This is a genomic window from Micromonospora humida, assembly GCF_016901255.1.
GTDB lineage: Bacteria > Actinomycetota > Actinomycetes > Mycobacteriales > Micromonosporaceae > Micromonospora > Micromonospora wenchangensis.
Genome location: NZ_JAFEUC010000003.1, coordinates 511,188 through 530,650, shown reverse-complemented (window position 1 = coordinate 530,650; position 19,463 = coordinate 511,188). Strand labels below are relative to the sequence as shown.

The 19,463-nt window shown below is 74.4% G+C and carries 17 protein-coding genes; 6 read left to right on the top strand and 11 right to left on the bottom strand.

Annotation, left to right across the window (positions count from 1 at the left end):
* The first annotated feature begins 27 nt into the window (after positions 1–27).
* Positions 28–2,442, top strand: a complete 2,415-nt coding sequence (locus tag JQX11_RS09370; protein ID WP_204924577.1) for a glycosyltransferase family 39 protein — start codon at positions 28–30, stop codon at positions 2,440–2,442.
* Positions 2,439–3,665 (top strand): bifunctional glycosyltransferase family 2/GtrA family protein, encoded by a 1,227-nt coding sequence (locus tag JQX11_RS09365; RefSeq protein WP_204924576.1) that lies wholly within the window; start codon positions 2,439–2,441, stop codon positions 3,663–3,665. Before JQX11_RS09370 ends, JQX11_RS09365 begins: the two co-directional genes overlap by 4 nt.
* Before the next feature lie 135 nt (positions 3,666–3,800).
* Here the strand turns inward: JQX11_RS09365 and JQX11_RS09360 are convergent, their stop codons facing one another.
* Genes JQX11_RS09360 through JQX11_RS09315 form a run of 10 tightly spaced genes read right to left on the bottom strand, consistent with a single transcriptional unit; the run spans position 3,801 to position 13,500 of the window.
* Positions 3,801–4,904 (bottom strand): LacI family DNA-binding transcriptional regulator, encoded by a 1,104-nt coding sequence (locus tag JQX11_RS09360; protein ID WP_204924575.1) that lies wholly within the window; start codon positions 4,902–4,904, stop codon positions 3,801–3,803.
* A gap of 39 nt (positions 4,905–4,943) precedes the next feature.
* Entirely contained in the window at positions 4,944–5,606 is a 663-nt protein-coding gene (locus tag JQX11_RS09355; RefSeq protein WP_204924574.1) for an SDR family NAD(P)-dependent oxidoreductase, read from the bottom strand.
* Positions 5,603–6,385 carry an HpcH/HpaI aldolase family protein gene (locus tag JQX11_RS09350; RefSeq protein WP_204924573.1) on the bottom strand — a complete coding sequence of 261 codons (783 nt, stop codon included), beginning with the start codon at positions 6,383–6,385 and terminating at the stop codon, positions 5,603–5,605. Before JQX11_RS09350 ends, JQX11_RS09355 begins: the two co-directional genes overlap by 4 nt.
* The gene (locus JQX11_RS09345) at positions 6,385–7,482 is read right to left on the bottom strand and encodes an ABC transporter substrate-binding protein (RefSeq protein ID WP_204924572.1); all 1,098 of its coding nucleotides are present in this window, start codon (positions 7,480–7,482) and stop codon (positions 6,385–6,387) included. Before JQX11_RS09345 ends, JQX11_RS09350 begins: the two co-directional genes overlap by 1 nt.
* Complete coding sequence (locus JQX11_RS09340) at positions 7,479–8,339, bottom strand: ABC transporter permease (protein ID WP_204924571.1); 861 nt, start codon at positions 8,337–8,339, stop codon at positions 7,479–7,481. The genes JQX11_RS09345 and JQX11_RS09340 overlap by 4 nt, the downstream gene beginning before the upstream one ends.
* Positions 8,336–9,127 carry an ABC transporter ATP-binding protein gene (locus JQX11_RS09335; protein WP_232377477.1) on the bottom strand — a complete coding sequence of 264 codons (792 nt, stop codon included), beginning with the start codon at positions 9,125–9,127 and terminating at the stop codon, positions 8,336–8,338. Before JQX11_RS09335 ends, JQX11_RS09340 begins: the two co-directional genes overlap by 4 nt.
* A gap of 2 nt (positions 9,128–9,129) precedes the next feature.
* Entirely contained in the window at positions 9,130–10,068 is a 939-nt protein-coding gene (locus JQX11_RS09330) for a polysaccharide deacetylase family protein (RefSeq protein WP_204924569.1), read from the bottom strand.
* Positions 10,062–11,498: an MmgE/PrpD family protein gene (locus tag JQX11_RS09325; RefSeq protein ID WP_204924568.1), complete on the bottom strand. Its 1,437-nt coding sequence runs from the start codon at positions 11,496–11,498 to the stop codon at positions 10,062–10,064. Before JQX11_RS09325 ends, JQX11_RS09330 begins: the two co-directional genes overlap by 7 nt.
* Positions 11,495–12,526, bottom strand: coding sequence for a quinone oxidoreductase family protein (locus tag JQX11_RS09320; RefSeq protein ID WP_204924567.1), 1,032 nt, complete (start codon positions 12,524–12,526; stop codon positions 11,495–11,497). The genes JQX11_RS09325 and JQX11_RS09320 overlap by 4 nt, the downstream gene beginning before the upstream one ends.
* Positions 12,523–13,500 carry an asparaginase gene (locus tag JQX11_RS09315; protein ID WP_204924566.1) on the bottom strand — a complete coding sequence of 326 codons (978 nt, stop codon included), beginning with the start codon at positions 13,498–13,500 and terminating at the stop codon, positions 12,523–12,525. The genes JQX11_RS09320 and JQX11_RS09315 overlap by 4 nt, the downstream gene beginning before the upstream one ends.
* 231 nt (positions 13,501–13,731) lie before the next feature.
* Between JQX11_RS09315 and JQX11_RS09310 the strand changes: the two genes are divergently transcribed.
* Positions 13,732–14,421, top strand: coding sequence for a helix-turn-helix domain-containing protein (locus JQX11_RS09310; RefSeq protein WP_307826127.1), 690 nt, complete (start codon positions 13,732–13,734; stop codon positions 14,419–14,421).
* Positions 14,422–14,910: 489 nt separating this feature from the next.
* On the opposite strand, the gene JQX11_RS09305 is transcribed toward JQX11_RS09310, so the two are convergent.
* Entirely contained in the window at positions 14,911–15,366 is a 456-nt protein-coding gene (locus JQX11_RS09305; protein WP_204924564.1) for a VOC family protein, read from the bottom strand.
* Positions 15,367–15,556: 190 nt separating this feature from the next.
* On the opposite strand from JQX11_RS09305, the gene JQX11_RS09300 reads away from it, so the two are divergent.
* The 3 genes from JQX11_RS09300 to JQX11_RS09290 are packed head-to-tail and all read left to right on the top strand — an operon-like array spanning position 15,557 to position 19,360.
* Positions 15,557–15,871 (top strand): hypothetical protein, encoded by a 315-nt coding sequence (locus JQX11_RS09300; protein WP_204924667.1) that lies wholly within the window; start codon positions 15,557–15,559, stop codon positions 15,869–15,871.
* Positions 15,872–15,885: 14 nt separating this feature from the next.
* Positions 15,886–17,304, top strand: a complete 1,419-nt coding sequence (locus JQX11_RS09295; RefSeq protein ID WP_204924563.1) for a methyltransferase — start codon at positions 15,886–15,888, stop codon at positions 17,302–17,304.
* Positions 17,297–19,360 (top strand): sulfatase-like hydrolase/transferase, encoded by a 2,064-nt coding sequence (locus JQX11_RS09290; RefSeq protein ID WP_204924562.1) that lies wholly within the window; start codon positions 17,297–17,299, stop codon positions 19,358–19,360. The genes JQX11_RS09295 and JQX11_RS09290 overlap by 8 nt, the downstream gene beginning before the upstream one ends.
* Positions 19,361–19,463 lie beyond the last annotated feature (103 nt).

Genomic DNA, 19,463 nt, shown 5'->3' with positions numbered 1-19,463 from the left:
CCCAACCCGCTGGTCGAGGCTGGCCGCATGGACAGAACCGAGAGCCTGCTGACGACGCCGGCCGACCCGCCGGACGACACCGCGACCGCACCCCCGTCGGGCCCGCGCGCCACCGCGACCGCACCGCCGGCCCGCTCGGCGTCGTCGCACCCGGACGGCGGCGCTGCGACCCGCCGCGACCCGCGCTGGGTCAGGCCCGCGCTGGCGGTACTGCTGCTCGGCACCGGCCTGCTCTACCTGTGGGGCCTGGGGGAGTCCGGCTGGGCGAACTCGTTCTACTCGGCGGCGGTGCAGGCCGGCTCCGAGAGCTGGAAGGCGTTCTTCTACGGCTCCTCCGACGCGGCCAACTCGATCACCGTCGACAAGACGCCGGCCGCGCTGTGGCTGATGGCCCTGTCGGTACGGATCTTCGGATTGAACAGCTGGGCGATCCTGGTGCCGCAGGCGCTGCTCGGCGTCGCCTCGGTCGGCGTCCTGTACGCCACCGTCCGCCGCTGGTACGGCCCGGCCGCCGGGCTGATCGCCGGGACGGTCCTGGCGCTCACCCCGGTCGCCACCCTGATGTTCCGCTTCAACAACCCGGACGCGCTGCTGGTCCTGTTGCTCGTGCTCGGCGCGTACGCCACGGTGCGGGCGGTGGAGACGGCCAGCACCCGGTGGATCGTGCTGGTCGGGGTGCTGGTCGGCTTCGGCTTCCTCACCAAGATGCTCCAGGCGTTCCTGGTGGTCCCGGTCTTCGCCGGGGTCTACCTGCTGGCCGCGCCGACCGGCTTCTGGCGGCGGATCCGGCAGTTGCTGCTGGCCGGCCTGGGGCTGGTCGTCGCCGCCGGCTGGTGGGTGGCCACCGTGGAACTGGTCCCGGCCAGCGCCCGGCCGTACGTCGGCGGGTCGCAGACCAACAGCATCCTGGAGCTGACCCTCGGCTACAACGGCCTCGGCCGGATCACCGGTGACGAGGAGGGCAGCGTCGGCGGCGGCCGGATGGGCGGTGGCGGTGGACCGTTCTCCGGGCAGACCGGCTGGTTGCGGATGTTCGACACCGAGGTCGGCGGCCAGATCTCCTGGCTGCTGCCGGCCGCCCTGATCCTGCTCGTCGCCGGCCTGGTGCTGGCCGGCCGGGCGGCCCGCACCGACCGCCGTCGCGCCGGGCTGCTGCTGTGGGGCGGCTGGCTGCTGGTCACCGGGCTGATCTTCAGCTTCATGTCCGGCATCTTCCACGCGTACTACACCGTCGCCCTGGCCCCGGCGGTCGGCGCGCTGGTCGGCATCGGCACCGTCCTGCTCTGGCGGGAGCGCCGGGCCGCCGTCGGACCCGTCACCCCGGTCACCGGTGCCACGGTGCCCGCCGGGCATATCGCCGCCCCGGGTGTCGACGCCGGGACCGGCCCTGGTGCCGACCCCGCGACCACCGCCGGGACCGGCTCCGCTGCCGACCCCGCGACCACGTCGGCGACCGGCGGTCGCCGGTCCCGCCGGTGGCGGGGGTGGTTCGCCACCGGTGCCCTGGCCGGCGCCCTCGCGGTGACCGCCTGGTGGTCGTGGCGGCTGCTCGGTCGCAGCGTCGACTTCCAGCCCTGGCTACGGTCGGTGGTGCTGGTCGTCGGGCTCGCCGTGGCGGTGCTGATTCTGCTCGCCCGCCGGCTGCCCCGGCGTCTGGTGCCGGTGGTGCTGGCGCTCGGCGCGTCGGCCGCGCTGGCCGGCCCGGCGGCGTACGCGGCGCAGACCGCCGGCACCCCGCACACCGGGTCCATCCCGAGCGCCGGCCCGGCCGTGCAGGGCGGCTTCGGCCCGGGTCGTGGCGGGCCCGGTGGTCGGATGGGCAACGGCATGGAGTTCCCCGGTGGCGGCGGCTTCCCGGGCGGCAACCGGGACGGCGGCACCGGTCGGAACGGTCAGCCCCCCGGCTTCCCCGGCGGTACCGCCAACGGCGGCACCGGCCAGTTCCCCGGCTTCCCCGGCCAGGACGGCGGCCCCGGCCAGGACGGCGGTGCCGGTCCGAACAGCGGAACCGGTCAGGACGGTGGGCGTACGAGGGGTGGCCAGGGACGCATGGCCGGCGGGATGGGCGGCCTGCTCGACTCCCGGGAGCCGAGCGCCGCGCTGAAGGCGCTGCTGACGGCCGACGCCGACGACTACACCTGGATGGCGGCGACCGTCGGCTCCAACAACGCCTCCGGCTACCAGCTCGCCACCGGCCGGCCGGTGATGGCGGTCGGCGGCTTCAACGGCAGCGACCCGTCACCCACCCTGGCCCGGTTCCAGGAGTACGTGGCCGCCGGGAAGATCCACTACTTCGTCGGCGGGGGCGGCTTCCGGGCCAACGGGGGCAGCTCCGCCTCCCAGGAGATCGCCACCTGGGTCACCGAGAACTTCACCGCGCAGACCGTCGACGGGGTCACCGTCTACGACCTGACCGACGCCGGACAGGAGGCACAGGGATGACCACGATCGGCAGCCCCCGGCCCGCCGTGCAGACCCGGACCGGCACCCCGACCGCCGTGCTCGACGTGGTGGTGCCGGTCTACAACGAGGAGGCCGACCTCGGTCCCTGCGTACGTCGGCTGCACGAGCACCTGAGCGCGCACTTCCCGTACCCGTTCCGGATCACCGTGGCGGACAACGCCAGCGTCGACGGCACCCTCGCCGTGGCCGAGGCGCTGGCCGCCGAACTCCCGCACGTCGAGGTACGGCACCTGAGCGCCAAGGGACGCGGCCGGGCGCTGCGGGTCGCCTGGTCGGCGTCGGACGCCCCGGTGCTGGCGTACATGGACGTGGACCTGTCGACCGACCTGGCCGCGTTGCTGCCGCTGGTCGCCCCGCTCATCTCCGGCCACTCGGACCTCGCCATCGGCACCCGGCTGGCCCGGACCTCCCGGGTGGTGCGGGGCGCCAAACGGGAGGTGATCTCCCGGGCCTACAACCTGCTGCTGCGGGGCGCTCTCGCCGCCCGGTTCTCCGACGCGCAGTGCGGCTTCAAGGCCATCCGCGCCGACGTGGCCCGGGAGCTGCTGCCGCTGGTGCAGGACACCGGTTGGTTCTTCGACACCGAGCTGCTGGTGCTCGCCCAGCGCGCCGGACTGCGCATCCACGAGGTGCCGGTGGACTGGGTCGACGACCCGGACAGCCGGGTCGACATCGTGGCCACCGCCCTGGCCGACCTGCGCGGCATCGGCCGGCTGGGGCGGGCCCTGGTCACCGGGGCGTTGCCGCTGGCCGCGCTGCGCGCCCAGTGGGGCCGGGCACCGCTGGCCGCCGCACCGGCGCGGGTGCCGGCCGGGCTGCCCGGCCAGTTGGCCCGGTTCGCCCTGGTCGGCGTGGTCAGCACGGTGGCGTACCTGGTGCTGTTCGTGGCGACCCGGGGGATGCTCGGTGCGCAACCGGCGAACCTGCTGGCGTTGCTGGTGACGGCGGTGGGCAACACGGCGGCGAACCGGCGGCTCACCTTCGGCATCACCGGCCGGCGGTCCGCCGGCCGCCACCACCTGCAGGGGTTGCTCGCCTTCGCCCTCGGCCTGGCGTTGACCAGCGGCGCGCTCGCCGCCCTGCACGCGGTCGGCACCCCGTCCCGGCCGGTCGAACTGGCCGTGCTGGTGGTCGCGAACCTCGCCGCGACGGCGCTGCGGTTCCTGCTGCTGCGCCTGGCGATGCACCACCACCGGGCCTGACCGGCCGGGCGGTGGCGCGTCGCGATCTCCGTGCCCCGCCCGCACGGCCGGACAGCCGGCACGGGCCGTGCGGTGCGGGGCCCGCAGGACCGGTCCGGGCGGCGCGGGGCGGGGACGACCCGGTCCGGGCGGGCCTCAGTTCACCGGTGTGACCACCACGCCTGCGGGATGTTCTCGCGGATGTCCCCCGTGGGGCACCTCGGGCAGCACGACGGTACGCGCCACCGCCTCCGTGACCCCGGGGGAGAAGTCGGCGGTGGTCGCCCGGACGATCAGTTCCGGGTCCAGCCGTACCGACGTGGTGCTGCCCGAACCGAGTAGGGTGAGCAGGGCGTGCAGGGCTTGCGAGCCCATGTCCCGCAGCGGCGTACGGATCGAGGTGAGCGGCACCAGGAGTTGGGCGTCCACGTCGATGTCGTTGTACCCGACCACCGCCACCTCCCGGCCGACCCGCAGGCCGTGGTCGCGCAGGGTGCCCATCGCCCCGATGGCGGCGAAGTCGTTGACCGCGAAGACCCCGTCGGGGCGACCGGTGTCCAGCAGTTCGGCCATCGCCGAGGCCCCACCGGCGACGTCGAAGGTGGACGGTGCAACCCACCGGGGGTCGACCGGCACACCCCGGGCCTTCGCCGTGGCGAGGAAGCCCGCGACCCGGTCGGCGGCGGTGCTGGCGTGCCCGGGACCGGCGATCACCGCCAGCCGCCGGCAGCCCACGTCGATCAGGTGCTCGGCGGCGAGCCGACCACCGAGGCGGTCCCGGCCGGTCACCGACGGGAAACCCCGGGAGGCCCGACTGACCAGCACGAACGGCACCCCGTCGGCGGCCAGCCGGGCCAGCATCGGATCGTTGCGGCGGGCGTCACCGATGATCAGCCCGTCCACCCGTTCCCCGATCAACCGCTGGATGCGCACCGCCCGCGCCTCGTCGTCGTCCCAACTGCTGCTCACCACCGCCTGGTAGCCGGCGGCGGCAGCGGCGGCGTCGATGCCCTCGAAGACGGTGGCCAGCACGATGTCGGTGATCCGGGGGACCAGCACGCCGATCACCCCGGTCTTGCCGCTGCGCAGGCTGGCCGCCCAACGGTCCCGGTGGAACCCGAGCTGCTTGGCGGCCTCCACGATCCGGGTCGCGGTCGCCGGGGCGACCCGCACGTCGTCGCCGCGCAGCACCCGGGAGACCGTGGAGACGTGCACCCCGGTGAGGCTGGCGACATCGCGCAGGGTCACCCGCTTGTTCACTGTGCCTCCCGTGCCGGACCGGTACCCGTACCCGGCAACCTAGCTGAGATGACTGCCCCCGTTCACATCGAAGGTCATGCCGGTGACCGTGGCGCAGGAATCGGAGAGCAGGAACAGCACGATGTCGGCGATCTCCTGCGCCGAGGAGATCCGGCCCAGCGGCATCCGGGCCCGCAACCCCGCCTTCTGCTCGGCGGTGAGCCGGTCGTGCATCGGGGTGGCCACCGGGCCGGGCGCGACGGCGTTGACCCGTACCCCCTGCGGTCCGAAGTCGACGGCCAGGTGCCGCATCAGGCCCAGCACCCCCGCCTTCGCCGCCGCGTACGCCGTGCCCGACAGCCGGGTGCCGCCGTCGCGGGCGTTGAGGCTGCTCATCAGCACCAGCGACCCGCCGCCGGCCGCCGCCATCCGGGGCACCACGGCCTGGGAGACGACGAACGCGGCGGTGAGGTTGTTGCGCAGGGTGCGTTCCCACTCGGCGAGGCTGGTCTGTTCGATGCCACCGGCGCTGACCACCCCGGCCAGGTGGGCCACCCGGCGCGGGGTGCCGATCGCGTCGACGAACTCGCCCACCGCGACCGGGTCGGCGGCGTCCACGCCGGTGGAGACGTCCAGCACGTGCACCGTCTCGCCCCGGGCGCGGGCGGTGGCGACCACCGCCGCGCCGATGCCGCTGGCTCCGCCGGTCACCAGCAGGCTCACGACGTACCGCCGAGGATCTCGTCGCGGGCCCGTCGGTAGGCGTCGGAGAGCAGCATCTCCGGCTGGGAGTAGACGACGAAGCGGACGCCCCGGTCGATCCAGCGGCGGGCCTCCTCGGCGGAGTAGGCCAGCATGCCGGCGACCCGGCCGGCGGCGACGACCCGCTCGACGAAGTCGACCGCGTGCTTCTCCACCTCCGGGTGGGTGGGCTGGTAGCCCAGGCCCAGCTTGACCGACAGGTCGGCCCGGCCGAGCATCAGCACGTCGAGGTCGGCGGCGAGGATGTCGTCGAGGTTGGCCAGGCCGGTGGGGGTCTCGACCAGGGCGACGACGGTGGTGTTCTGCCCGGCCCAGGTCAGGTAGCGGTCGAAGTCGCCCCGGGCGGTGCCGTGCCCGGCGGCCCGCGCCGCCGAGCACAGCGTCCGGTCACCGACCGGCGGGTAGTGGGTCAACCGGGCCGCCTCGACGGCCTGCGCGCCGGTCTCCACCAGCGGCAGCACCACCCCGCCGGCGCCGCTGTCCAGGGACCAGAGCAGGTCCTTCTCCTCGATCCGGCGTAGCCGGACCAGCGGGGTGGTCCCCGCCGAGCCGGCCGCCCGGACCATCGCCAGCACGCTCTGCTCGTCGGCCGCGGCGTGCTCGGTGTCGACGACCAGGAAGTCGTAGCCGAGGACGCCGAGGATCTCGCCGATCGCCGGTTCCTGGAGCAGGGTCAGGCTGCCGAGGGCGACGCCACCGTCGCGCAGCACCTCGGCCAGCCGGCTCGGACGGGGAAACATCAGGACTCCAGCTTCTGGACGCTGCCGCAGTCGCGGTTGGCCGGCACCTCGCCGACGATCTTCAGGGCGGCGTCGACGACGGAACCGTCGTGCCACTCGCCGACCTCCGGCAGCTTCTCGATGATCTTGTTGTCGAGCAGCCACTTGCCGTCCTCGGCGACCACCGTGGCGGTGTCCACCCGACCGTTCGGGTCCATGTACGGCCACTGGTCGGTGCCGTACAGCTTGGTGATCGTCTCCGCCGGCACCTTGGTCCGCTCGGCCACGATCTTGATCACGTCGTCCTTGTTGGCCGGGTCCTGGTAGTAGCGCACGCCCTCCAGCCAGCCGGCCATCCACCGGGCCGCGACCTCGGGCCGCTTGCTGATGAAGTCCTGCGACATGGTGATCAGGCCCTGCTCCTGGTTCGGGGCCACCTCGTTCATCGCCAGCACCCGCTTGGCCTGCCCGTCGGTGATGAGCTGGTACGCCAGCGGCTGCACCACGAAGCCGGCGTCCACCGCACCGCTCTTGAGCGCGTTGGCCGTGTCCGGGTAGCTCAGGGTGACGATCTGCCCCAGGTCGGACTGCTTCAACCCGACCTCACCCAGCGCCCGGTCCAGCCAGTACTCGGTGGTCGAACCCTTGGCCAGGATGGCGACCTTCTTGCCCTTGAGGTCGGCCACGCTCTTCAGCCCGCCGTCGAAGGCCTGGGTCCGGGCCAGCAGGAGGTTGTCCGAGGCGCACCGGTACTGCTGCCGGTCGGCCACCGCCCGCACCCGCAGCCCCTGGTTGACCGCGTTGAACAGCGCGCCACCGGTGCCCGGGATGTTCACGTCCAGCTTGCCCTGACCCTGCACCGCGAGCCGGGAGTAGATGTCCGCGTTGCTGAACTCCACCTCGACCTTGTGCTTGCCGAAGAAGCCCTTCGCGTCGGCCACCATCATCGGGGCCAGCGAGAGGATCTCCAGCGAGTTGACCGTCACCTTGTCGGTGCCGCCGGCTCCCGTCGACTCCGCGTCGTCACCGCAGGCCGCGGTGCCGAGCAGCAGGCTCGCCCCCAACAGCGCGGCGATGACACCTTTTTGCTTGATTGTCGTGATCCGCTTGATTGTCATGATTGGCCCTCCGTCCAGCTGAAGAAGCGCCGCTGCACGCGCAGCGTCACCGTGGTGAGGAAAAAGCCCATCGCCGCGATCACCGCGAGCGTGGCGTACATGTTGTCGATCTGATAGATCTGCCAGTAACGCCAGGTCATCGACCCGACGCCGTCGCTGGCGGCGAGGAACTCACCGGCGATGGTGCCCAGCAGGGCGAGCCCCGCGGCCAGCCGGATACCGGCGAAGATGGACGGCAGGGCGCCCGGCAGGACGATCTTCCAGAGGATCTGCTGCCGGCCGGCACCCAGGTTGCGGGCCATCAGGATCAGCCGCTCGTCGACCTGGAGCACCCCGGACATCGCGTTCACCACCGCCGGGAAGAACGAGATGATGCCGGCGAGCACCACGATCGGCCGTCCGCCGGTACCGAAGATGACCAGCAGCAGCGGCAGGATCGCCACCACCGGGATCGGGTACGTGATGGCGATCAGCGGATCGATCAGCACCCGCACCCACCGCGACCGTCCCATCGCGATGCCCAGCAGCGTCGCCGGGATCACGCCGAGCAGGAAACCGAGCAGGATGCGCTGGGCGGTGATCCCGATGTTCGGCAGCAGCTCCCCGGAGGAGAACAGGTCGACCAGCGCCTGCACGCACTCCGACGGGGCCGGGAAGAAGGTCTTGTCGATCAGCCCGGCCATGCTGCCGCCCTGCCACAGCGCCAGCACCACGACCACCGGCACCATGCTGCCCAGCCCGCTGCTGAGCAGCTTGAAGCCGCGACCCGGCGGGCGTTCCGCGCGGGGGTCCACCGCGTAGCGGACCACGGGTTCGTCGGTCGCCCGCTCCCGGGTCGGCACGCTCTGCTCGCTCATCGGTCCCCCTTCGCTTCCGCCCACTCGGCCGCCAGGGTGGCGTCCCGCAACTGCGCCCACAGGTGGCGTTTCAACTCGGTGAACCGCGGGTCCAACTCGACGTCGCGGGTACGCGGCCGGGGGAACGGCACCCGGATCTCCTCGACGACCCGGGTCGGCCGGGGCCCGAGCACGATGATCCGGTCCGCCAGCAGCAGCGCCTCCTCGATGCTGTGCGTGATGAACAGGACCGTCTTGCGGTGCTTCGACCAGACCTGGAGCAGCTCGTCCTGCAGCAGCGTGCGGGTCTGGGCGTCCACCGCCGCGAACGGTTCGTCCATCAGCAGGACCTCGGGGTCGCTGGCCAGGGCCCGGGCGATCCCGGCCCGCTGGCGCATGCCGCCTGACAACTCGTGCGGCTTGTTGTCGGCGAACGCCTCGATGCCCATCATCGTCAGGTGCTCCCGGGCGACCTCCCGCCGCCGGGCGGCGGGCACCCCGCGCAGCTCCAGCCCGAAGCCGACGTTGTCGGCGATGGACCGCCACGGGATCAGCGCGTAGTCCTGCCAGACGATCGAGGTGAGCGGGCCGGCGGCGGTGCGCTCGCCGACGAAGCGGATCTCCCCGTCGTCCGGTCGGCGCAGCCCGCCGAGCAGGCCGAGCAGCGTCGACTTGCCGCATCCGCTCGGCCCGATCACGCAGACGAACTCCTGCGCCTCGATCGTGGTGCTGAGGCTGCCGACCACCGACAGTCGGCTCCCGTCGGCCCGGGGATACCCCTTGGCCACGTTGTCGATCTCGATGCGCATGGTCACTGCCCTCCGTGGGCCGGCAGGTCGGAGTAGTTGTGGTGCCACCAGTCGGCGATGTCGCGCCGCCTGGCGAACCAGACGCCGGGCAGGTCCTGGGCCCAGGCGATGAGGTCCCGCAGCGCGGAGGCCCGCCCGGCCTGGCCGATCAGCCGGGCGTGCAGCCCGATCGAGATCATCTTGGGGGAGGTCTCGCCCTCCTCCCACAGGTACTCGATGCCCCGCCGGCAGTTCTCGAAGAAGTCCGTCGGGTTGCCGTAGCCGGGGCTGAAGGCGAACCGGCCGTCGTTGTACGTGTGCGTGTACGGCACCACCAGGTGCCGCTGGTCGGCCACCTGCACCCAGTACGGCAGGTCGTCGTTGTAGGCGTTGGAGTCGTACCGGAAGCCGCCTTCTTCGACCAGCAGCCGGCGGGTCCGGTCCGACGGGGCGTACCGGGAGTACCAGCCGACCGGGCGTTCCCCGCACAGCTCGGTGATCGTCGCCACCGCCTGCCGGATCTCGGCGCGTTCCTCGTCCTCGGTCATCCCCGACGGCTCCCGCCAGCGCAGGCCGTGCGAGCAGATCTCGTGCCCGGCGTCGACGAACGCCCTGGTCAGCGGCCGGTTACGGGCCAGCGCCTCGGCGCAGCCGTAGACGGTCACCGGGGTCTGCGTGCGGTCGAACAGCCGCAGCAGCCGCCATGCGCCGGCCCGGCTGCCGTACTCGTAGACCGACTCCTGGGACAGGTCCCGGTGCTCGGCGCTGGTCGGCGTGTACGAGATCTCACCGACCCACTCGTTGACGCTGTCACCGTCGAGGAGGCTGTGTTCGGCGCCCTCCTCGTAGTTGAGGCACAGGCTCACCGCCACCCGGGCGCCACCGGGCCACTCGACGCGGGGCAGGTCCCCGCCGTAGCCGATGAAGTCCCGCTCGGTGCCGGGTTCGACTCTGATCACCATGTCGTCGTGTCCTTTCTGCCGGATCGGCCGGCCCCAGCGGGAACCGGCGGCGGACCGCCGTTCGGATTCGGTGCCCCGCCGCGCACGAGCGCGGTGAGGTCTCGCAGTCGGGTCGCCCCGGGCGCGCGGGCCAGCCCGTGCAGCAGCTCGGCCGCCCCCGCCGGCACCCCCGGGGTGCGCAGCAGCGCGGCGTCGACGGCGGCCAGGTCGTCGGCCGTCATCGGGTCCTCCCGGTCGCCGTGGTGGAACCGGGCCCGCCCGCCCAGCCGGGCACCGCCGTGGGTCGTCACCTCCACCACCGCCGGCCGACCCGCCGGATATCCCTGGTCCAGCCCGGGGTCGTGGCGTACGGTGACCCGCTCGGCGAGCCGGGCGGCGCGGGTCTGCCAGTCGTCCGCCGTCCCGTCCGGGGCGCCCGGGTCGGTGCCGAGCAGTCCGCAGGCCACCACCCACGGGATGCTGAACTGGCGGGCCAGCCGGCCGGCCGGCCGCCGCTCGGCGAGTAGGGCCGCCCCCGCGTAGGTGTGCACGGTCACCGCCGCCACCTCGTCGGCGGGCAGGTCCCGGGCCATGGCGCGGGCCACCGTCCAGGCGGTCAGGGTGTGCGCGCACACCCCGACCGGCTTGAAGTACACGTCGGGCAGCAGCGGCCGGGACAGCAGCGCGGCGTCCACCGGCCGGTCGGTGCCGCCCTGGTGGACGGTCCGGCCGAGGTGGGGCAGCGCCGGGCCGGTGGCCGGGAACCCGGCGTCGGCGAGCCGGGCGACGGTCAGCCCGTTGGCGGTGCCGAGGGCGGGCAGCAGGTAGTGGGCGGCATGCCCCCGCCGGGTGTCGGCCTCCGGCCCGGCCAGCGCCACGGTCAGCGCCAGGTTCACCGTCGCGGCCAGTCCGGCGGCGTCCTGCCCGGCGACGGTCCCGGCGGCGGCCGCCGCCGCGCCGACGCCCCACCCACCGTGCGGGTGCACCCCGGGGCGGGGCGCGCCGAGCAGCAGCCCGAGTCGGGCACCCACCTCCCAGCCGACCGCCAGCGCCCGCAGGAACACCCGCAGGCTGCGGTCGTCGACCTCGGCGGCGGCCAGGGCGGCGGCGTACGCGTGCAGCCCCGGGTGCCCCCGGGATTCGCGCAGCCCCTCGTCGCACTGGCTGACGGTGATCGCCGCCGCCGTCACCGCGGCGGCCCGCGCCGGCTCGTCCGTCCCGCCCGGCGCGGCCAGCAGGCTGCACGGGCCGTCCGGGTCGCCGGCGGTGTCCAGCCCGGCGGGCAGGTGCCCGTGGGCCGCGACGGCGTTGGCGGTCAGCCGGGCCGCCACCTGCCGCACCAGCACCTGCCCGGTGCCGGTGGCCAGCAGTGTGTCGGCGGCCTCGACGGCACCGGCGACGAGCGTGGCCAGCACGTCGTCGTGGGCGTCGGACCGCCGGTGCCCGGTCACGGCGCGATCACCTGCTTGCCGAGCACCCGCCGGTCGGCGAGCGCCTGGTGGGCCCGGCCGGCGTCGGCCAACGACAGGACCGCGTCGACCCGGGGGGCGAGCTGTCCCGCCGCGACCAGCCCCAGCACCCGGGCGATCTCGTCGGGACGCTGGCTGCGCGAGCCGCGCAGCTCGTACTCGTTGCGGAAGGTCTCGATGAGGTCGAGGTGCGGGTGCTCCCCGGCGTGGCCGCCGCCGACGATCAGCCGGCCGGTGGGGGCGAGGGTGCCCAGCGCGGCCTCGAAGACGTCGCCGCCGATGTGTTCGACGATCACGTCGAAGCCCGCGCCCCCGGTGATCTCCCGGGCCTCGGCGGCCCAGTCGGGATTCCGGGTGCTCAGCACCGCGTCCGCGCCGAGCGAGGAGACGAAGTCGGCCTTCGCCGGGTCGCCGATGAGGCCGACCACCCGGGCGCCGCCGAGCTTGGCGAGCTGCACCACCGCGTGCCCGAGCCCACCGGCGGCGCCGGGGGCGAGGACCCACTCGCCGGGGGCGAGCCGACCGATGGAGTACAGGGTGCGCCAGGCGGTGCCGAAGGAGATCGGGGTGGCGGCGGCGACCACCGGGTCGAGGTCGCCGATGTCCAGCAGGCCGCGCGCCGGGGCCACCGCGTGCCGGGCGTACCCGCCCCACCTGGTGATGCCGGGCATGTCGGCGTTCGGGCAGAGGTTGGCCCGCCCGGTCAGGCAGCGGGGGCAGCTCCCGCAGGGCGTGTTGGGCAGCACCAGCACGCGGTCGCCCGGGGCCCGGCCGGTGACCCGGGAGCCGAGCCGTTCCACCACGCCGACGACCTCGCGGCCGAGCACGTGCGGCAGCCGCAGCGGCATCCGGGACACCCCGCTGCGCAGGTCGGCGTCGAGGTGGTTGACGGCGACCGCGAGCACCCGCAGCAGGACCTCGTCGGGGCCGGGTTCGGGCAGGTCGACCTCGGTGAGGGTGAGCGTCTCGGGGCCGCCGTACCCGTTCATGGTCACTGCTTCGGTCTTCACGCGCGACGTCCTTCCACCATGGTGCGCAGGGCTTCCGGCACGGCGCCGGGTTCTTCGACGGCCAGGGCGAGGGCCAACGCGACCCGGGCCTGGGTGCCGGTGAGGTCACCGGCGAACAGCGCGCCGGCGCGGGCGAGGGTCGCCCCGCCGCCGGCGTAGACCGGGCGGACCCGGCCCGCCCCGGTCCGGCTGGTGATGACCACGGGTACGCCGCGTCGGCCGGCCTCCGCGATGGCCTCGGCGACCGCGGGTGGGGCGTTGCCCGCGCCGAACGCCTCGACCACGATGCCGGCGGCACCGGCGTGCAGCGACGCGCGCAGGTGGGTGCCGTCCGCGCCCGCGACGAGCTTGACCAGGTCCACCCGGGGCAGTCGGGTGGGGATCGGCAGGTGGGCGTAGTGCCCGCCCCGGGTGGCGGTGGAGACCCGCAGCACGCCGTCCGGGTCGACCAGGGCCAGCACGCCGGCGGTACCGCCGGAGAACGCCGACACCGCCGAGGTGTGCACCTTGCGGCTCTCCACCGCGGCGTACGCGACGCCGCCCATGACCGTCGCCGCGCCGAGCGGCCGGGGTGCGGTGACCACCCGGATCGCGTCGGCGAGGTTGCGTCCGGCGTCGGAGTCGGGCTCGTCGGCGCCGCGCTGGGCCCCGGTCAGCACGACCCGGGCGTCGGGGCCGGTGAACTGCCCGGTCAGGTAGGCGGCCTCCTCCAGCGTGTCGGTGCCGTGGGTGACGACCACGCCGGTGAACCCGTCGTCGAGCTTGGCCCGTACCGCCCGGACGGTGGTCAGCATGTCGTCCAGGGAGAGCGTGAAGCTCGGCCGGCAGGACAGGTCGAAGCCGTGGATCTCCGCGTCGGTCGTGCCCAGGACGTTCTTCAGCAGGTCCGTGACGGAGTCGGTCACGGCCAGGCCCTCGTCGGGGTCCCACCGCGACGCGATCGTCCCACCGGTTGCCAGAACCGCGATCCGCACCGGCCACACCCCCTTTGCGCAAACGATTGCTCAATCGAGGTGATGACAGTTGCACAAACGTTCGCCCTGCACAAGAGCTGCGAGAACGTGAACCCGAGGATGTTATGGATTGGTGGCCGCGTCGATGACGTACGGATGTCGGGCCTGTTGCGGTGTCCGTCGTCGTCCGGTTCCCGGGTCGCCACGGTGTCGCGGCGCGGCGGGCGGCCGGTGGCGTGGCAGGCTGGGACCGTGTACCGGGAACGACCCGCCGGGGTGATCGACGCAGCGGTGCTCTGGGCCAGCGAGAGCCGCCCGGACGCCCCGCCGACCCGGGTGCTGCCCGACGGTTGTCTCGACCTGCTCTGGTCCAGCCGCTCGGGGCTGCTGGTCGCCGGCCCGGACCGCACGGCGCAGCTCAGCGTGTCGGCACCCGGAGAACGGTGGCGCGGGGTCCGGCTGCCGCCCGGGGTGGGCCCGGCCGTCTTCGGCGTCCCCGCCGACGAACTGCGGGACCGCCGGGTGCCCCTCGACGCCCTCTGGGGGCGGGACGCCGTCCGGCTCACCGAGCAGCTCGGCGCGTCGCCCACCGCCGCCGCGCTGGCCGCGATCGCCGTCGACCGGCTCGCCCGGGGAGGCGGCGTCGACCCGCTCGGCCCCCGGGTGGCCGCGCTGCTCGCCGCCGGCGCCACGGTCACCGCGACCGCCGCCGAGGTCGACCTCGGCCCGCGCGCCCTGCACCGGCGCAGCCGGACCCTCTTCGGGTACGGCCCCAAGACCCTCGCCCGGATCCTGCGGTTGCACCGCGCCCTGGCGCTGGCCCGTCGCGGCGTCGGCCTGGCCGAGGTGGCCGCCCGTGCCGGTTACGCCGACCAGGCCCACTTCACCCGCGACGTCCGGGACCTGGCCGGCGTCGCACCGACCACCCTGCTCGCCCGCTGACCACCCGCGTCACCCCGGAGCGGCCGGGTTCCCGAGTCCCCCGTGACCGGGCCCGACGGGCGCGAGGGCCGGCGTTTCGATGATGCCTGCGATCCGGAGGTGGCTACGGGCTGCGGGCTGCGCTGGTGGCCCGGGGCCGCCGTGGTGCTCTCGGGGTCGTCCCGGGTCACGGCGGTGGTCCCGAGGTTCGCCGCCGACAGCGTGGTGACGTGACCGTCGGGCCGACCCCGGCCACCTCGGTCCACCCCACCCGTTGCCCGTCCCGATGGGCGCGGCGAGGGGGTGGGGTTGTGCAGTGCGGACCCTTTCGAGCTGATGGCGTCAACGAATCGCGCCCGTGCGCGGCCGGCCGGGAGCCCGCCGGTCCTCGGTGCAGGGTGGGTGCGCTTACCCGGATCGATGCGGCTCTGGCGAGGTCGCCCCGACCCTGGCCGACGCCGCGCCCGGGTGCGGCGTCGGCTCCGTGCCCGGGAAGGGGTGGCCGGTGGGTCAGCTCGGTCCGGGGGATGCGGTGTCGGGCGTGCCGGCGGGGGGCGCGGCGTCGAGGGGCGTGGCGTCGAGGGGCGCGAAGAGGTCCACGCCGTTGCCGTCCGGGTCGTGCAGGATCGCGTACCGCTGGCCCCAGACCGCGTCCCACGGGGCGACCTCGCCGTGGAAACCCGCCTCGGTGAGCGCGGTCCAGTACCGGTCCACCTCGGCCGGGTCGGCGCACAGAAAGGCGAGGCTGGCGCGCGGGCTGCCGCTGGGCGGCGTCCAGTCGGGGTGGAAACCGCACAGCATCGTCACGGTGTCCCAGGCCAGCCGCAGCCCACCGGGCAGGGTGACCTCGACGTGGTCCTCGTGGTCGGCGTCGGCGGGGATGTCCAGCCCGAGCCGGCGGTAGAAGTCCAGGGTGCGGGCCATGTCGTTGACCGCGGTGCCGATGAGGTCGAAGCGGGGCGTCATGTGGCCAGGGTAGGGCGGACGCCGCCGCGGGGTCTTGAACGGAACGGACCGGGCCGAGGAAACCATGTCCCCCTCGCGGCAGGACCGGACGACGTACGGTGTCAGGGGAGCAAACCGTCTTTAAGGTGTAAATGCCTCATGTGGCGTACCTGGCGGCGGTCCATTGACGGCGAAGGAAGGGAGCGGGCCGATGATGCACCTGGCCTACCTGGACGCGGGGTCCGGCAGCCTGATCGTGCAGGCGGTGGTCGGCGGGACAGCGGGCGCGGCGGTCGCCGCGAAGCTCTACTGGCGGCGGGTGGCGGCCCGGTTCCGGCGCGGGTCCGCCGAGCCCACCGAGGCCCCCGCGTCCGGCCAGCCCGGCGGCCAGGCCGCAGCCCCCGCGTCCGGCCAGCCCGGCGCCACCGTGACCGACCAGACCGCCACCGTGACCGACCGGCCCGCCACGGCACCGGCCGAGGCGGCCCGGGCCGACCGGCAGCCGCGCCAGCCGGCCGGCAACTGACCGGGAGCGTACCGATGACCGCCGCCGACCTGCGCATCCGGCCGGAACCCGGCTCCTTCCGCGACCCCGCCAACCGGGTCTTCCACCTGGGCGACCAGGTGCTGCGCGGCCTCGGCCCGCAGGGTGCCGCCGATTGGCAGGCGCTCTCCGGCAGCGGGTTCTTCGCCGCGCTGCTCGCCGAGGGCAAGGTCTGCGGCACCGCCCCGGTCGACCCGGCGACGCTACCGGACACCGGGTGGACGACGGTGCTGCGGCACGAGCGCATCCCGTTCGTCTCGCACCCCTACGAGTGGTCGTTCGGCATGCTGCGCGACGCCGCCCTGCTGCACCTGGAGATCCTGCGCCGGGCCCTCGAGGCGGGGTTCACCACCAAGGACGGGTCGGCCTACAACCTCCAGTGGCGCGGCGCCACCCCGGTCTTCATCGACGTCGGCTCGTTCGCGCCGCTGACCGAGGGCGAACCGTGGGCCGGCTACCGGCAGTTCTGCCAGACCCTGCTCTACCCGCTGCTGCTCCAGGCCCACCTCGGCGTGAACTTCCAGCCCTGGCTGCGGGCCCGGGTCGACGGCATCGAGGCCGACCAGCTCCGCCCGCTGTTCCGGGGCGTCCGCCGGCTGCTGCCCGGGGTGCCGACGCACGTGCACCTGCACGGCGCGATGCAGGCCCGGCACGCCGGGGCCAGCAGCAGCGCCGTCGCCGCCCAGCTGCGCGACGCCGGCTACTCGCGGGACCTGGCGCTGGCCACCGTACGCCGGTTGGCGCGGTTGGTCCGCCGGCTGGACCGTCGGGTCGACGGCGGCCACTGGGTCGACTACCAGCGCACCTGTGGCTACACCACGGCGGACCGGGCGGCCAAGGAGGGTTTTGTCGAGGCGGCGGTGGCGGGTGTCGACGCCGGGCTGGTGCTCGACCTCGGCGCCAACGACGGCCGGTACGCGCGGATCGCCGCCCGGCACGCCGCCCGGGTGGTCGCCGTCGAGCAGGACCCGGCCGTGGTGGACGCCCTCTACCGGGCGCTGCGCGCCGAGGGCGACCAGCGCATCCTGCCGCTGGTGATGGACCTCGCCGACCCGTCGCCCGGCGGCGGCTGGCGGGGCGTGGAACGGGCCGGGTTCGCCGACCGCGCCCACGCCGACGTGGTGCTCGCCCTCGCCGTGGTGCACCATCTGGCGATCGGCCGCAACGTGCCGCTGGCCGAGGTGATCGGGCAACTGGCCGGCTACGTCCGACCCGGTGGACGGCTGGTGGTGGAGTTCGTCCACCCGCAGGACCCGATGGCGCGGCGGCTGTTGGCGAACAAACCGGCCGGGCTCTTCCCCGACTACCACCGCGACGAGTTCGCCCGGCTGCTCGCCGCCCGCTGCCGCGTCGAACGCCAGCAGGAACTGCCCTGCGGCACCCGGACGCTCTACCAGGCGGTGGTGGATGGCTGAGCCTTCCCCGACCGGCACCGCGCTCCGGCGGCCGACGCCCACCGCGCCGCCGGTACCGGACCGCCCGCCCGCCCCGGGCGGCTGGCGGGTGGAGCTGCGCCGGGCGTACGAGGTGATGGCCCTGGTCGGTCTGGTGGTCACCCAGCCCCTGCTCGACGTGCTCGGGCGCAGCCCCGACTTCTTCCTGTTCCACCGGGCCACCAGCGGGGACGTCCTGGCGCTGGTGGCGGTGGTGGCGCTGGTGCCCGGTGCGGCGGTGGTGCTGCTCGGGGCGGCTACCCGGCTGGCCGGCGTCCGGGTCCGGGCGGGCGCCCACACGGTGTTGGTCGGGCTGCTGCTGGCCGCGTTGGCGGTGCAGGCGGGCCGGCAGGTGACGCCGCTGCGGGGCGTACCGCTGCTGGTGGTGGCGGCGCTGGTCGGGGCGGGTGGGGCGGTGGCGTACCGGCGCTGGTCGGTGCTCGGCCGGGTGTTGCGGGTGGCGGCCCTCGGGCCGCTGGTCTTCGTCGGGTTGTTCCTGTTCGCCTCACCGGCCTCGGCAGTGGTGCTGCCCCGCGCGCACGAGGGCGCCGCCGGGGTGGCCGGGCCGGGTTCCCACCCGCCGGTCGTCATGATCGTCCTTGACGAGTTGCCGCTGGTCTCGCTGCTCGGCCCGGACGGGCGGATCGACGCGACCCGCTACCCGAACTTCGCCGAGCTGGCCGGCGGGTCGACCTGGTACCGCAACGCCACCGGGGTCAGCGGGTGGACGCCGTACGCGCTGCCGGCGATGCTGACCGGACGGTACCCGTCGACCCCGTCGGCCCCGCACTACTCGCACTACCCGGACAACCTCTTCACCGCCCTCGGCGGCCTGTACGACATCCGCGCCCAGGAGAGCATCACCCGGCTCTGCCCGCCCAGTCGGTGCGACCAGCCGGTCGCCCCCGAGCAGGGGCTCGGGGTGCTGGTACGGGAGAGCGGCGCGCTGCTGGGCCGGATCGCCGCCCCGGTGGACAGCCGCATCGACCCGCAGGAGTCCTACCGGGAGCAGACCGCCGCCGAGGTGGGCCTGGACGCCGCCGAGCCGGTCCCCGCCGACCCGAAGTTCCGCTGGGACAGCCTGAACGACAACCAGCCGGCCCGGTTCACCAGCTTCCTCGCCGGGCTGCGCCCGTCCGACCGGCCGACCCTGCACTTCCTGCACCTGCTGATGCCGCACCCGCCGTGGGCGTACCTGCCGTCCGGGGCGCGCTACGACGCGCCGGACGACCTGCCCAACGACGGTGCCGGCTGGGTGGAGCTGGCCCGGGCCCGGCACCTGGCCCAGCTGCGGTACACCGACAGGCTGCTCGGCGAGACGCTGCGCACGCTGCGCGCCACCGGCCTGTACGACAGGTCGCTGGTCGTGCTCACTGCCGACCACGGGGTGAGTTTCACCCGGGACTGGCAGGGCCGGGGGATGGACGCGATCACGCATGCGCCCGGCGAGGTGGCCTGGGTGCCGCTGTTCGTCAAGCAGCCCGGCCAGCGCGCCGGCCGGGTCGACGACCGCAACTGGGAGCACGTGGACCTGCTGCCCACCATCGCCGACGAGGTGCACGTGCGGGTCCCGTGGCGGCTCGACGGGCGTTCGGCGCAGCAGCCGCCCCGGGAGCGGACCGAGAAGTACTTCTACGACCGGCCCGGTGAGCGGGTGGTCCTTCCCGGCGGGGTGCCCGCCCGGCCCGCGCCGCCCGCCCCGCATCCGCTGGTGGGTACGACGGTGGGGGAGAAGCCGTCGGGTGGCACCGCCTCGGTGGCGCACCTGGGCGCGTTCGACCACGTCGATCCGGCGGCGGGCGAGCTACCGGCCCTGGTGTGGGGTTCCGTGCCCCCGCAGGTGCCGGACGGCACGCTGCTCGCCGTCGCCGTCAACGGCCGGATCGGCGCGGTCGTCCCGGTGGTTACCCCGGACCCGGGGGGTCGCCGGTTCGCCGCGTTCCTCCCCGACGACCATCTGTTCCGGGCCGGCGCGAACCGGTTGGACATCTACCGGGTGGGTCCGGGCGACACGCTGCGCCGGTTGACCCTTTCCTGAGCTTTCATCGGACTTCGCCGCTTTCTGCCACGCCGTTCCCGGCGTCCGGTCGCGGGTGACCGCCCGCGCCGGCACGGGTTTCCGCGCCGCCGGGCCGGGAAAC